10 protein-coding genes are annotated in these 15,389 nt (G+C 46.0%); 9 read left to right on the top strand and 1 reads right to left on the bottom strand.

Annotated features, from left to right (window positions below; translation table 11 throughout):
• Positions 1-18: 18 nt before the first annotated feature.
• Positions 19-747 carry an MIP/aquaporin family protein gene (locus J2W55_RS18930; protein ID WP_310099339.1) on the top strand — a complete coding sequence of 243 codons (729 nt, stop codon included), beginning with the start codon at positions 19-21 and terminating at the stop codon, positions 745-747.
• Here J2W55_RS18930 and J2W55_RS18925 read toward each other — a convergent pair.
• Entirely contained in the window at positions 744-1,775 is a 1,032-nt protein-coding gene (locus J2W55_RS18925) for a LacI family DNA-binding transcriptional regulator (RefSeq protein WP_310099336.1), read from the bottom strand. The two genes, J2W55_RS18930 and J2W55_RS18925, sit on opposite strands and share 4 nt — an antisense overlap.
• A gap of 314 nt (positions 1,776-2,089) precedes the next feature.
• Here J2W55_RS18925 and J2W55_RS18920 point away from each other — a divergent pair, with 314 nt between their 5' ends.
• From J2W55_RS18920 to J2W55_RS18885, 8 genes are all read left to right on the top strand, one after another.
• Positions 2,090-3,745: a glycoside hydrolase family 28 protein gene (locus J2W55_RS18920; RefSeq protein ID WP_310099332.1), complete on the top strand. Its 1,656-nt coding sequence runs from the start codon at positions 2,090-2,092 to the stop codon at positions 3,743-3,745.
• Positions 3,742-4,737, top strand: coding sequence for a pectinesterase family protein (locus J2W55_RS18915; protein ID WP_310099330.1), 996 nt, complete (start codon positions 3,742-3,744; stop codon positions 4,735-4,737). The genes J2W55_RS18920 and J2W55_RS18915 overlap by 4 nt, the downstream gene beginning before the upstream one ends.
• Positions 4,738-4,745: 8 nt before the next feature.
• Entirely contained in the window at positions 4,746-6,650 is a 1,905-nt protein-coding gene (locus tag J2W55_RS18910) for a glycoside hydrolase family 88 protein (protein WP_310099327.1), read from the top strand.
• A gap of 27 nt (positions 6,651-6,677) precedes the next feature.
• On the top strand, positions 6,678-8,171 hold the full coding sequence (locus J2W55_RS18905; protein ID WP_310099322.1) for a tagaturonate reductase: 1,494 nt from the start codon (positions 6,678-6,680) through the stop codon (positions 8,169-8,171).
• 11 nt (positions 8,172-8,182) lie between these two features.
• Complete coding sequence (locus J2W55_RS18900; RefSeq protein WP_310099319.1) at positions 8,183-9,835, top strand: UxaA family hydrolase; 1,653 nt, start codon at positions 8,183-8,185, stop codon at positions 9,833-9,835.
• A 13-nt stretch (positions 9,836-9,848) separates the two neighbouring features.
• Positions 9,849-10,862, top strand: coding sequence for a zinc-binding alcohol dehydrogenase family protein (locus J2W55_RS18895; protein WP_310099315.1), 1,014 nt, complete (start codon positions 9,849-9,851; stop codon positions 10,860-10,862).
• 3 nt (positions 10,863-10,865) lie between these two features.
• Entirely contained in the window at positions 10,866-12,425 is a 1,560-nt protein-coding gene (locus J2W55_RS18890; RefSeq protein WP_310099311.1) for an MGH1-like glycoside hydrolase domain-containing protein, read from the top strand.
• Between the two features lie 206 nt (positions 12,426-12,631).
• Entirely contained in the window at positions 12,632-15,388 is a 2,757-nt protein-coding gene (locus J2W55_RS18885; RefSeq protein ID WP_310099308.1) for an alpha-d-galacturonidase, read from the top strand.
• Position 15,389 lies beyond the last annotated feature (1 nt).

Genomic DNA, 15,389 nt, shown 5'->3' with positions numbered 1-15,389 from the left:
CCATTAATAAATACAGATATGTCTCCATTTATGGCCGAATTTATAGGCACCATGCTGCTTATACTTTTAGGCGATGGCGTAGTTGCCAACGTTGTTTTAAATGATACCAAAGGAAATAACAGCGGGTGGATGGTAATCACCACCGCCTGGGGGCTGGCCGTTTTTGTGGGTGTTATTGTAGCCGGCCCGTACAGCGGCGCGCATTTAAACCCTGCAGTTACCATAGGCCTGGCCATTGCCGGTAAGTTTGCCTGGGCCAGTGTGCCATCTTATATCGCGGCTCAAATGCTGGGCGCGGCAGCGGGCGCTTTCCTGGTGTGGCTAATGTATTTTGATCACTTTCAACGTACCAACAACCCAGGCTCTGTTTTAGCGGTTTATTGCACCGGCCCTGCGGTGCGTAACTACGTATCCAATATCGCGAGCGAGATCATTGGCACATTCGTGCTGATATTTACCATATTTTATATATCAGGCGTTGAGATCACGCCGTCAAAAACACCCATCGGTATGGGTTCATTGGGCGCGCTTCCTGTGGCTTTGCTGGTTTGGGTCATCGGGCTGTCGCTTGGCGGTACAACGGGGTATGCTATTAACCCCGCCCGCGACCTCGGTCCACGCGTTATGCATGCCATTTTACCTATGAAAAGCAAAGGCAGCAGCGACTGGACTTACGCCTGGATACCAATTCTGGGGCCAATCCTGGGCGCTTCCATTGCGGCGCTGATTTATATGCAGTTGCGTTAACGAATCCTTTGTGATGACGATCTGGCTATCAGTTCGATCTCAACCTGTTCGGTAATAAAATCTTCAACAGGCCATTTGCTTTCAATGGTTTTGATAAGCAATTCAGTAGCTATCTGGCCTATTTGAAAAGCCGGCTGGCGTACCACGGTGAGCGGCGGGTCAAACAGTTCGGCTACGTCCGAATTGGTAAAACCTGCAATCGCAATATCATCGGGTACTTTTATATCCAGCTTTTTTAATATATGCATACTGTTTATAGTAAGGCGGTCGCTGCCTATAAAAATGGCATCAGGGCGCTCGTCCATATCCAACAGTTCTTTAATCGCAAACTCCACCTCGTCCTGTATCATGCCGCCATGATTGCAGTGTTTTAAATATCCGGGATTAAAATCAAGGCCATATTTGTCAAGGGCTGCTTTAAAGCCGTCAAACCGTTCCCTGCTGATCAGCAGATTGATTGAATTGGTTAAATGCGCTATTTTTTTAAACCCCGCTTTTATTAAAAGCTCTGTTGCTTCAAATGATCCCTTAAAGTTATTGGCAATTACTTTGTGGGTGTTAACATCGGTTGCAACGCGGTCAAAAAACACAATAGGGAACCCTTTTTCGTGCAGGTATTTATATGGAGTGGTATCTGTTGTTTCGGCAGATAAAGAAACCAGCAGGCCATCTACATGCCTTGACAATAAATGCTGTACGTTGGCGCTTTCCCTATCAAATGACTCATGCGTTTGGGTTATAATAACGTGATAACCACGGTTATACGCAATTGATTCAATACCATTAATGGCCTGCGAAAAGTAATCGTTGGCCACCTCGCAAACCACCACGCCTATCGAATGGCTCTTTTGCTCTTTCAAACTCAGCGCTATGGGATTGGGGCGATAATTTACCTTCTCGGCATACTCCAGCACCAGCCTTTTTGTTTCAGCGCCAATTTCATAGCTCCCGTTCAACGCTCTTGACACCGTTGAGGTTGACAAACCCAGCGCCTTTGCTATATCCTTTATAGTGTAAGATTCAAACATAGTTTAATTGGCCCACCTTGTAAGTACTGTTAAGATCAAACAGTTTATAATTATAAGGAATATTTATTGCGTGGCTAAATTAGTGTAAAAAATGAATTTCACACGAGTATATAAGGGTTCATTTTAAACAGTTAACCGTGAAAAAAGCTGCAATCGTTTCCGGGAACGATTGCACAGTTTTAGTTGGGCATAATTTTTTTTTATTAATCAAGAGTAATTAATCTTGTTTAGAGGTTTGATGTTTTCAGGCTTCTAAAGCACCGTAAAATGTTCATCCCACACCAATTATAAGGCTAACTATTATTGTATAAAACATGTCTGCTATAAAAATATCATTGGGTATTGTACCCCTGTTTATTGCCGGTTTCTTAACCGCGTCGGCCCAGGTTAAGCCATACTCCTGGCAGCATTTGCCGCAGGTAAACCAGCCGGTATTTAAAAGGGATACTTTCAATATTTTAAATTACGGAGCAAAGGCTGATGGACATACGTTAAATACCGGCAGCATTAATAAAGCTATCGAGACATGCAGCGCAAAAGGGGGTGGTGTGGTGCTTATTCCGCAGGGTTTGTGGCTTACCGGGCCGGTTGTAATGAAAAGCAATGTGAACCTGCATGTAAGCCGTGCAGCATTGCTGCAGTTTACCGACGATAAAGACCAGTATAAATTAATTGAGGGCAATTACGAAGGGCATGCGGCAGTGCGTAACGAATCGCCAATTTCGGGTACCGATCTTGAAAATATTGCCCTAACCGGCGAAGGGATCATTGACGGCCATGGCGAAGTATGGCGCGCCATGGGTAAAGACCGGCTTACCGACAATGAATGGCAAAAATTAGTAGCCTCGGGCGGTGTGGTAAGCGCGAACGGAAAAACATGGTACCCGTCAATAGGTTTTATGAACGGTGCCAAAACACCCGGGGCGGGCATGCTTGGCCCGGGCAAAAGCATTAAGGACAGCGCGCCGTTAAAAGACTTTTTTAGGCCAAATATGCTGGTGCTTACCAATTGCAAAAAAGTATTGCTACAGGGCGTAACCCTTCAAAACTCACCGGCATGGGATATTCACACTTTATTATGTGAGGACCTTACGGTACAAAATGTACGGGTAAGGAATAACTGGAACGCGCAGAATGGCGATGGAATTGACGTAGAGTCATGCAAAAATGTGCTGATAGAAGGCAGTACTTTTGATGCCGGCGACGATGGCATCTGTATCAAATCAGGCCGTGATGAAGAAGGGCGCAGGCGCGGCAAGCCAACCGAAAATGTTATTGTACGCAATAACGTGGTTTATCGTGCGCATGGTGGTTTTGTTATAGGCAGTGAGATGTCTGGCGGTGCCAGGAATATTTTCGTGTCTGATTGTACATTTATCGGTACCGACATTGGTTTACGGTTTAAAACTACACGGGGCCGGGGCGGTGTTGTGGAGGATATATATATTAAAAACATCAGCATGAGGGCCATTTTACATGAGGCTATCCTTTTTGATATGTATTATGGAGGCAAGTCGCCCGGCGAATCTGACGAAGTTAAAAACGAGGCGGCTATCCCTGTAACCGAAGCTACCCCGGCTTTCAGGAATTTTTATGTTGACAATGTAGTATGCAATGGCGCCCAAAAAGCGCTGATGATCAGGGGGCTGCCCGAAATGAGCATTAAAGGCATCCACATTGAAAACAGCACATTTGTAACCGATAAGGGAGCCGATATTATTGAAGGCCAAAACGTTAGTTTGAAAAACGTGTACCTGGACAGCAAGGATACCAGCCCGCTTATCAATATCCAAAACAGCAACAGCATTACACTTAACCATGTAACTTACAACAATGCGCAGCTGCTGTTGAAAATAAGCGGTAAAAGATCAACGCGGATACAGTTATTGGATACAGATACCTCCAAAGCAAAAAACAGGGTTGAGTTTGCATCAGGAGCAGCAAACAGCGCATTATCAATAGGAAAATGAAAAAAATATTATCGTTTATACTGATCCTGTGCGCACCGCTTATCACGTTGGCTCAGGCTGTTAGCTATCCAAGCCATTTTACGGTTGCACAGGATGGGAGCGGTGATTATAAAACCATTCAGGAGGCGGTAAATGCTGTGCGCGATCTGTCGCAGCAACAGGTATCTATCTATATCAAAAAGGGTATTTATCACGAAAAGCTGGTTATCCCCTCATGGAAAGCCCGTATCTCATTGATAGGGGACGATAAAGAAAATACCATCATTACCAATAGCGATTTTTCGGGTAAGGCAAATCCGCAGGGTAAAGATGCCTTTGGGAAAGACAAATTCACCACCTATACTTCGTACACCGTTTTGGTGCAGGGCAATGATGTTATTATAAAAAACCTGACCATCACCAATGCCTCAGGCCCTGTTGGGCAGGCAGTGGCCCTGCATGTTGAAGGCGACAGGTGCGCCATAATAAATTGCCGCTTGCTGGGTAACCAGGATACGGTTTATGCAGGTACGGAGGGCAGCCGCCAGTTTTACAAAGACTGTTATATTGAAGGCACTACCGATTTTATTTTTGGCGAGGCCACGGCAGTATTTCAGCAGTGCGAGATCAGGAGCCTTAAAAACTCGTTCATCACTGCGCCGGCAACAACCCTACGGCAGCAATTTGGCTTTGTGTTTATTAATTGCAAACTTATCGCTGCTGATAGTGTAAAAAAGATATTCCTGGGCAGGCCATGGCGCCCTTACGCTAAAGCGGTATTTATTGGTACAGATATGCAAAGCCCTGTAGTTACAGCAGGCTGGGATAACTGGCGTAACCCTGATAATGAAAAAACGGTTTTTTTTGCTGAGTATAAAAGCACGGGGAAAGGGGCGGTTTCTGGCGGTCGCGTAGCATGGTCGCACCAGTTAACCGATTCAGAGGCAAAAAAATATACCATAAAAAACATCCTGGGCGGTAACGACAACTGGGATATATCATCTATAAAATGATCCATATAATGAAGAAAACATTGTTACTATGCGCCCTTTTATTTCCGGGATTGCTATTACGGGCACAAACGGAAAAGCCGTGGTCGCAGCGAATGGCTGCTACTGCAATGCATTTGTGGGCAGATTCATTGCCTGGCCATAACTGGTCTTATGATCAGGGCATAGTTTTGCAGGGGCTGCAAAGCGTTTGGCTGCAAACAGCCAATAACGATTATTTTAAATACATACAGCGTGCTATGGACCGGTATGTAAGCGCCGATGGTTCTATCCGCACGTACAAAGCTGAGGATTACACCCTGGATAATATTTTGCCGGGGCGAAGCCTGATGATGCTTTACAACGTATTAAATACCGAAAAATACTACAAAGCGGCTACGCTGCTGCGTAAGCAGCTTAACCAGCATCCGCGTGTGCCCCAGAGTGGTTTCTGGCACAAAAAACGGTACCCCAACCAAATGTGGCTGGATGGTTTGTACATGGCCGAACCTTTTTATGGTGAGTACGCCACAGCATTTCATGAGGAAACGGATTTTGATGATATAGCCAGCCAGTTTATCCTGATGGAAAAATATGCCCGTGACTCCAAAACAGGTTTATTATATCATGGCTGGGATCAAAGTAAAAAAGAAAAGTGGGCTAATCCGCAAACGGGTCTTTCGCCCGTCTTTTGGGGCAGGGCCGACGGCTGGTACGTAATGGGACTTGTTGACGTGCTGGATCATTTTCCGGCCAATCATCCTAAAAGAGCAGCATTGCTGGCTATTTTAAACCGTTTTGCCGCAGCTATTGTAAAATATCAGGATAAAAGCACCGGCGTTTGGTACCAGGTATTGGATAAAGCAGGCAGCAAAGATAATTATCTGGAATCGTCGGCATCGTGCATGTTTGTATACGCCCTTGCCAAAGGTGTACGCGAGGGGTATCTGCCTCAAAAATACCAGGCCGCAGCACAAAAAGCATACGCCGGCATTATTAAACAGTTTATTGAAACCGACGTGAACGGACAGGTTAACATTAAAGGTGTTTGCGGAGCAGTTGGTTTAGGCGGCAATCCTTACCGCGATGGCAGCTACCAATATTATACCAGCGAAAGGCCCGTAGTTAACGAAACTAAAGGCGTAGGCGCTTTTATGCTGGCCAGTGTAGAGATGGAGCGTTTGGCGCATTTGAACCAAGGTAAAAGTAAAATAGCCTTGCTTGACAGCTATTTTAATAACGAACATAAGCATGATATTACCGGGAAAGCCATTTCTTTTCACTACAAATGGGAAGAATGGGATAACAATGGCTTTTCTCTTTTCGGGCGTGTTTTTAACAACTATGGCCTCCGCACCGAAACGCTTAATCAAGCCCCTGATGCCGCCAACTTAAAAAAAGCAGCTGTTTATATTATTACAGATCCTGATATCCCCAAAGAAAATCCCGATGCTAAATTTATTGAGGAACCACATATTAAAGCGATAGCTGAATGGGTGAAGAATGGCGGCGTATTGCTGGTATTAAACAATGATACCGGTAATGCCGAGTTTACACACCTGAATAAACTAATGGCAAAATTTGGCATCCGTTTTAATGAAAATAGTGTAAATAGAGTGGTTGGCCGTCAGTTTGAGCAGGGGGCTATTGATATACCAAATGGCAACACCATATTTAAAACCACGAAAAAAGCATATATCAAAGAGCTGAGCACCATCCAGGTAACCGCTCCCGCCATGCCCCGTCTTACCAAGGGGAATGACGTTATTGTGGCCACAGCCAGATATGGCAAGGGCACAGTATTAGCCGTGGGCGATCCCTGGTTTTATAATGAATATACCGATGGCCGTAAACTGCCGTTTGATTATGAAAACTTTAATGCCGCCAATGACGTGGTTAAGTGGTTGGCTCAACAAATATCAACAAACCATAAGTAATTATTACCATATCAATTCATACGCACAATGATCTTATCGAAATATAACCTCAAAAAAATAAACGCCCCGGCGCTGGAATTGCCCGGAGAGCAAATATTTGACCTGCCTGAAAAGGTGCTGCAATTTGGCACTGGCGTACTTTTACGCGGCCTGCCCGATTATTTTATTGACAAAGCCAACCGTAACAAAATTTTTAACGGCAGGGTAGTGGTTGTGAAGTCGACCGATACCGGGTCTGTAACCGATTTTGATAAACAGGATGGCTTGTACACCATATATTCAAAAGGCATTGAAAATGGTACCGAGGTAAATGAGCAGGTTATATGCTCGGCCATCAGCAGGGTATTATCAGCCTCAACCGAGTGGGCCGCTATCCTGGAAGTTGCACGCGACCCTAACTTGCAGGTAGTTATTTCAAACACCACCGAGGTTGGCATTAAACTGGTAAAGGAAGATGTACGCAAGCATCCCCCGGTATCATTTCCCGGCAAGCTGCTGGCTGTTTTATATGAGCGTTATAAAGCTTTTAATGGCAGCGCTGATACCGGCCTGGTGATCATCCCAACAGAACTTATTGTTGATAACGGCAAAAAGCTGGAAGCTATAGTACTGGAGCTGGCGCACCTGAACAAGCTGGAACCCGAGTTTCTGGACTGGCTGGAAAGCAGCAACAGCTTCTGCAACTCGCTTGTCGACAGGATAGTGCCCGGAAGGCCTGATAAGACGTTAAGTGACGAGCTTGAAGCTAAAAACGGTTATACCGATAACCTGAGCATCATGGCCGAAACGTACAGTTTATGGGCCATTGAAGGCGATGAAAAGATAGCATCGGTATTGTCATTTGCCCAGGCGGATAAAGGTGTTGTTATAACCCCGGACATTGAACTGTTCAGAGAATTAAAGCTGCGTTTATTGAACGGTACACATACCTTAAGCTGCGCGGTTGCTTACCTGTCGGGGTTTAAAACGGTAAAGGATGCTATGGATGATGAACAGTTTACCAAATTTATTACCCGCCTGATGCTTGACGAGATCATGCCTGCAATTCCATATCAAATTGATGAAGCCGTAGCAACTGATTTTGCCAATAAGGTTTTGGACAGGTTCCGCAATCCGAACATCAGGCACGAGTGGCTGAGCATTTCCATGCAATACAGTACTAAAATTAAAATGCGGGTTATTCCTTTATTGTTAAACCATTATAAGCAAAGTAATTCGGTGCCGGAATGTATGGCACTTGGTTTCGCGGCTTTTATGAGGTTTATGCAGATTAAAGGCGGCACCCAGGGGCAATATACCGGAACGGCTAATAACGTGGTATACAAAGTTACCGACACCCAGGCCGAATATTTTTCAAGGGTTTGGGAAAACGCGGATATCAATATGGTGATACAAAACGTATTAAAGAATAAGGACCTGTGGGATGCTGACCTGAGTGTTTTACCGGGATTTAAAGATGCCGTAATTGAACAATTTAACCGCATTAACGCAAACGGACAGCTGGAGCTTAACGCTATTTGAATTTTACTACAATGAAACAAAGAATAATAAAAGTACACCCGGCAGATAATGTGCTGGTAGCACTGGCCGATCTGCAGGCTGGTGAGGAAGTGACCTATAACAATAACCGTTATAAGATACTTGAATTTGTACCGGCCAAACATAAGTTTGCCATTGCAGATATCCCCCAGGGGGGCGAAATTATCATGTATGGTGTCTTGGTTGGAAAGGCCCAAAGCCATATCCCGGTTGGGGGCTTATTATCAACCGGCAACGTAGTGCACGCGGCCAATAGTTTTTTAACGGGCAGCAGCCATACCGACTGGCACAAACCGGATGTAAGTAAATGGCAAAATCAAACATTTAACGGCTACCACCGCGAGGACGGCAGTGTGGGCACTGCCAATTACTGGCTGGTAATACCCATGGTATTTTGCGAGAACCGCAACATTGAGGTATTACAGGAAGCACTGGTAAAGCCCCTGGGCTACGGTCGCAAAAAAACTTATGAGATCAAGGCACAACAACTGATCAGTAAAATAAAAGCGGGCGGACAAATTGAAGAGGTACTTTATACCGAGATCAATGGCGATACTACTCGGGCTTCGGGAGATAAATTGTTTCCGAACGTTGATGGGATCAAATTTCTATCACATACCGGCGGTTGTGGCGGTACAAGGCAGGATGCTACTACTTTGTGCGGCTTGCTGGCAGGGTATATTACGCATCCAAATGTGGCTGGTGCTACCGTGCTAAGCCTGGGTTGTCAGAACGCCGAGGTGAGGATATTACAGGAAGAGATAAACAAACGCTCACCGCAATTCAATAAGCCTTTATATATACTTGATCAGCAAAAAACCGGTAAAGAGGCCGACCTGCTGGAACTGGCCATACGCCAAACACTCGCCGGTTTAATGCAGGCTAACGCCAATACGCGCAAGCCCGCGCCTTTAAGCAAACTGGTTATCGGGCTGGAGTGTGGTGGCTCTGATGGTTTTTCGGGTATTTCGGCAAACCCGGCTATTGGTTATACATCTGATTTGCTGGTTGCCCTTGGCGGTTCGGTTATCCTTGCGGAATTTCCTGAACTATGCGGCGTTGAACAAAACCTGATAGACCGTTGCCTGGATAAAAACAATGCCGAGCGCTTTGCCAGCCTGGTGCGCAGCTACAGTCAGCGTGCTGAGGAAGCGGGCTCGGGTTTTTACATGAACCCGTCGCCGGGAAATATAAAGGACGGACTGATAACTGACGCGATCAAATCGGCAGGGGCTGCAAAAAAGGGCGGTACATCGCCGGTGGCCGACGTGCTTGATTATCCCGAAAAGGTTACCAAACCTGGTCTGAATTTATTATGTACACCCGGTAACGATGTAGAATCAACCACCGCCGAAGTAGGTTCAGGAGCCAATATTGTTTTATTTACTACGGGATTGGGCACACCAACAGGTAACCCGGTTACACCGGTGATAAAGATAGCCACCAATACTACCTTGTTTAACCGGATGAGCGATATCATTGATATAAATACAGGTACCATTGTAGAGGGTGACGAAACTATTGAACAGGCCGGCGAGCGGATACTTGATTATGTAGTTAAAGTGGCAAGCGGCGAAATTGAGGTAAGCGCCGTAAGGCATGGCCAGGACGACTTTATTCCATGGAAAAGAGGCGTTTCTTTATAAATTGATATATCTAATGAAAGTATTAACCTGTATAACCCCCGGGAAACTGGAATACGGCACCGCCGATGCCCCGCAAGTAAAGCCGGGCAACGCTTTGCTCAAAATAAAACGCATTGGTATATGCGGAACAGATCTGCACGCGTTTGAGGGTACGCAGCCATTTTTTAGTTATCCGCGGGTATTGGGACATGAGCTTGCCGCCGAATTGGTGGATGCCGGCGATGCCCCGGGTTTTGAAAAAGGCGAGTCTGTAACTTTTATCCCTTACTTTAATTGCGGGCATTGTATAGCCTGCCGTTCGGGCAAGCCCAATTGCTGCGTAAATATTCAGGTTTGCGGGGTGCATACTGATGGCGGCATGGCCGAATACCTGCAGGTGCCATCGCATTTATTGGTGCACGGCGAGGGGTTAAGCTTTGATGAGCTGGCCCTTGTGGAGCCTTTGGCCATCGGTGCGCACGGTGTACGACGGGCAAACGTACAGCCTGGAGAGTTTGTATTGGTGATTGGCGCCGGGCCTATTGGCCTGGGCATTATGGAGTTTGCCCGTATAGCGGGCGCCACCGTTATTGCCGCCGATGTTAACCCGCAGCGCCTGGCCTTTTGCAAAAACAATTTAAAGGTCGCGCATACCATAAACGTAAAAGATAGCAACGTGGCCGGGGAACTGGCTGCCATTACCAATGGCGATATGCCCACTGTGGTGATTGACGCCACCGGGAACCAAAAGGCTATTAACGGCGCGTTTCAATACCTGGCCCATGGGGGCAGATATGTATTGGTTGGCCTGCAGCGCGACGAGATCATAGTGAGCCACCCGGAGTTTCATAAGCGCGAGGCTACCCTGATGAGCAGCCGTAACGCTACCCGCGAGGATTTTGAGCACGTGATCCGGTCGATGAAAAACGGGTTGGTTGACCCGCAAACCTATATTACCCACCGCGTAACATTTGACCAGGTAAAAGACCAGTTTGAAAGCTGGCTAAGCCCGGCCAATGGCGTTATCAAGGCCATGGTTGAAGTATAAATTATGAAAAGAAAGCTGAAAGTATGGTGTTTGATAACAGGCTTTTTCGCCTTAGTGGCAGGCAATGCCTGTGCACAGCAAAAGCATTTGTTAAGCTTTAATAAGCTGAAAAGTTATGTTGGTTATTTTAATTCAATTGACACCGAAACGGTAAAGAATTATGTGACCAATGACCATGCTTATGACTGGCTGGCCAAAAACGTCCCGCTGTTTGAATGCCCGGACTCAGCTATCCAAAAAATATATTATTACCGCTGGTGGACATTCAGGAAGCACCTGAAACAAACCCCGGACGGATTTATTTTTACAGAATTTATTACGCCGGTAAGTTTTACCGGCGTTTATAACAGCTCCAGCAGCGCGCTTGGTCACCAGGTTTATGAAGGGCGCTGGCTACATGATCAGCAGTATATCAATCAATACATTAATTTCTGGCTGTATGCTGATCCCAAACAAAAAAAGCCGCATCTGCACGCCTTTAGCAGCTGGATAGACGATGCCGTTTACAATTATTACCTGGTTAACCTCAACAGATCATTTGTTGGGCAGGCGCTGCTCCCGCTAAATTCAGATTACAACAAGTGGGAAACCGAAAAACAATTGCCCTCCAAACTCTTCTGGCAGTTTGATGTGCGCGACGCGATGGAAGAATCCATCAGCGGGGGCAGAAAGATAAAGAACATCCGGCCGACCATTAATAGCTATATGTATGGCAATGCCGTGGCTTTATCAAAAATGGCCGCGCTGCTGGGTAACGATACTTTAAAAAGCAAGTATGCCCAAAAAGCTATCGAACTAAAAAAGCTGGTTCAGGACAGTTTATGGAACAGCAGCGCCTCGTTTTTTGAAGTGCGCAAACCAGATGGCCATTTTGCGGATGCGCGCGAAGAGTTGGGCTTTATCCCCTGGTACTTTAACCTGCCCGATGACAAGCCGGCTTATGCCAAACAATGGGAACAACTGACAGATGCCACGGGCTTTAGCGCCCCCTGGGGTATCACCACTGCCGAAAGAAGGCACCCTTTGTTCCGTACACATGGTACGGGGCATGGCTGCGAATGGGATGGGGCGGTATGGCCGTTTGCTACCACCCAAACATTAAAGGGACTGGCCAATTTGCTTACTAATTATCAAAATAAAGACGGTATGAGCCCGGCTGTTTTTTATAACAACCTGCACAGATATGCCTTATCGCACATTAAGCGGGGCGTGCCTTACCTGGGTGAGTACCAGGACGAAAAAACCGGCTACTGGCTCAAAGGCGATAACCCGCGCAGCAGTTACTATAACCATTCGGGTTTTTGTGATCTGGTGATCAGCAACCTGGTGGGCCTTAAACCACGGGCCGACAATGTGCTGGAGATCTTCCCGCTTATACCGCAAAACCAGTGGAAATGGTTTGCTTTGGACAATGTGCTGTATCACGGGCACTATATCAGCATATTGTGGGATAAAACCGGCACCAGATACCGCAAGGGCAAAGGTTTCATAATTTATGCCGATGGTAAAGTAATTAAGCGCAGCACACAGCTCAAACATATACTGGTAAAGCTTCCTGTTTAATCATAACCTGCTTTCTTGTTAATACTCTTTTCAAGGATGGTAATATCGTATAGTACCTGGGAAAAATATAGCATGAAATTACCAGGCTATACCAATATTTTTGAATGTTATACAACCAATTAAGTTCAAATCTTAATACCATCTTAACATACTGCCATACCAGTTCTTAGTACCCCAAAAGGGCCTTGTGGCAAATGACGATAAACATGAAAATAAAAATATCATATAGCTGCGTGTTGCTGATACTGTTGCTCAGTTGCCCTTACTCATCGTTAAAAGCCAAAGAACCGGTAAAAAAAATAACCATTATACTGCCGGCAAAGCATCATGAACGACTGGATTACGGTGCTCAAAAATTAAGGTCGGCATTGCAGGCGGTGGGATATACGGTTGTAACGCAGCAGGCAGCCAAAGCCGCTGTTGGGCAGTCGATTGTTATAGGTCTTTTGCAGGATGCTCTTATTAAAACGGCATTTTTAAAGCAACACACGGCCATTGGCAAAACACCCGGAAAAGAAGGTTTTATTATCAATGGCATAAACAAGAGCGTTATTGTAGCAGGGGCTGATAATTCAGGTGCTTTGTATGGCTGCCTTGAACTGGCCGAAAGGATCAGAAATAACAAAGGCTTACCCTCAAAATTAGCAATTACCGATGAGCCCGAAATGGTGTTGCGTGGTGCCTGCGTGGGTGTGCAAAAGCCCGCTTTATTGCCGGGGCGTGGTGTTTATGAATATCCGTACACCCCCCAAAACTTCCCGTGGTTTTATGATAAAGCGTTGTGGTTAAGATACCTTGATTCCCTTGCCGAAAATCGCATGAACTCCCTGTACTTGTGGAACGGTCATCCGTTTGCATCGCTGGTAAAAGTAAAGGAATATCCTTATGCCGTTGAGGTTGATGACGCTACCTTTAAAAGGAATGAGGATATATACCATTTTTTAGCCAGCGAGGCCGATAAACGCGGTATCTGGCTTATCCAGGGCTTTTACAATATCATCGTATCCAAACCATTTGCCGAAAAGAACAACCTGAAAACACAGGACCGCAATCGCCATATCGTACCCATTATTGCCGATTATACCCGCAAGTCAATCGCCGCTTTTGTGCAAAAATACCCCAATGTAGGGTTGCTTATCACTCTGGGCGAAGCCATGGAAGGCGTAGGGCAGGATGATACCGAATGGTTCACCAAAACCATTATTCCGGGCGTGCAGGACGGTTTAAAAGCACTGGGCCGTACCGATGAACCGCCAATTGTATTGCGTGCGCATGATTCTGATGCGCCTACTGTAATGAAATATGCCCAGCCGCTATATAAAAACCTGTACACCATGGCCAAATACAATGGCGAGGCGCTTACTACTTATGAGCCGCATGGCCCATGGGCCGATCTGCACCGCACACTGAGCCGTATTGGCACCGTACAGATTGAAAATGTGCACATCCTGGCCAACCTGGAGCCCTTTCGCTATGGCTCGGCCGATTTTATACAGAAATGCGTGCTGGCCATGCACAATGCTTATGGCGCAAATGGCTTGCACATTTATCCGCAGGCATCCTATTGGGACTGGCCATATACCGCCGATAATAGCGGCAACAGCCGTTTATTGCAAATTGACCGCGATTGGATCTGGTACAAAGAATGGGCGCGTTATGCCTGGAACTGCCACCGCGACAGGAAAGAGGAAATAAACTATTGGGCAAATCAGCTGGCTGCCAAATATGGCAGCGACGCGGCACACGGCCGGGATATTTTAAAGGCTTATGAACGCTCTGGCGAGATAGCCCCTGAACTGCTAAGGCGCTTTGGTATTACCGACGGCAACCGCCAAACCATGACCCTGGGTATGCTCATGAGCCAGCTGGTTAATCCCGAAAAGTTTGGTTTGTTCACCTTGCTTTATAATTCTGAAGGTCCGGTAGGTGAAATGATGAGCGAGTATGCCGAAAAGGAATGGAAACACCTGCCGCATATTGGCGAAACACCGGTTAAAGTGATTGATAGTGTAATAGCGCAGGGCAGGGCGGCTATTGAGGCTGCAAACAAGGCTTCGGCGGGGGTAACCAAAGATAAAGTCGAATTTAATCGGTTTAAAAACGATATGTATTGCTACAATGCACTGGCTAATAATTATGCTTATAAAGCCAAAGCGGCACTGTGGGTACTGAGGTATAAATATTCTGATAACGTTGCCGACCTGGAAAAGGCCCTGCCCGAACTGCAAACCAGTCTGAAATATTTCAAGGAACTGGTTGATCTCACTAAAAATACCTACCTGTATGCCAATAGTATGCAAACCAAACAGCGTAAAATTCCTGTTGGCGGTAACGATGCCAAAATGAAGACATGGGTAGAGCTGTTGCCAGTTTACCAAAAGGAGCTGGACAATTTTAAACGCAATATCGATTCATTGAGGTCACCCCAGGCTACATCGAAAAAAACAGAAAAGGTTGTTTTAACCGATGCTGCTGTAAACATCCCATCGGCAGGCTACTATAAACTTACCGCGGGTGAGCAGGTGTTTGCAGATACTACTGTGGCCATAAAAAATGTGGCGCCGGAACTGGCCGGACTTAAAGCCATCAAACTAAACAAGGCAAATCAGCTTAAAAACGGAACAGAACTTAGCTTTACCAGCAGCAAACCGGTAAAAGTGCTTGTTGGCTTTTTCAGCACTAAAGATGCAGGTTACTCGCCCGAACCACAGTTGGAAACCGATGCCAGCGCTAATGATTACGGACAGGCCGATACTAAAATTGCCAATGCCATCCAGATAGAAGGTATGCCCCCGGTTAATGTACACGCCTACACCTTTAAAGCCGGCAGCAATACACTTACTTTGGGTAAAGGAGCTTGTTTAATTCTTGGTATTGTTGATGATAAAGCCTACATCCCGGTTTATGATGCCGGTTTAAGCAATTCGGGAAATATTAAGGATTTACGCTGGCTGTTTAACTAAT

This window comes from Mucilaginibacter pocheonensis, from assembly GCF_031456535.1.
Classification (GTDB): domain Bacteria; phylum Bacteroidota; class Bacteroidia; order Sphingobacteriales; family Sphingobacteriaceae; genus Mucilaginibacter; species Mucilaginibacter pocheonensis.
Note: the sequence above shows the minus strand (reverse complement) of the source record. Positions and strands in the feature narration are given on the sequence as shown.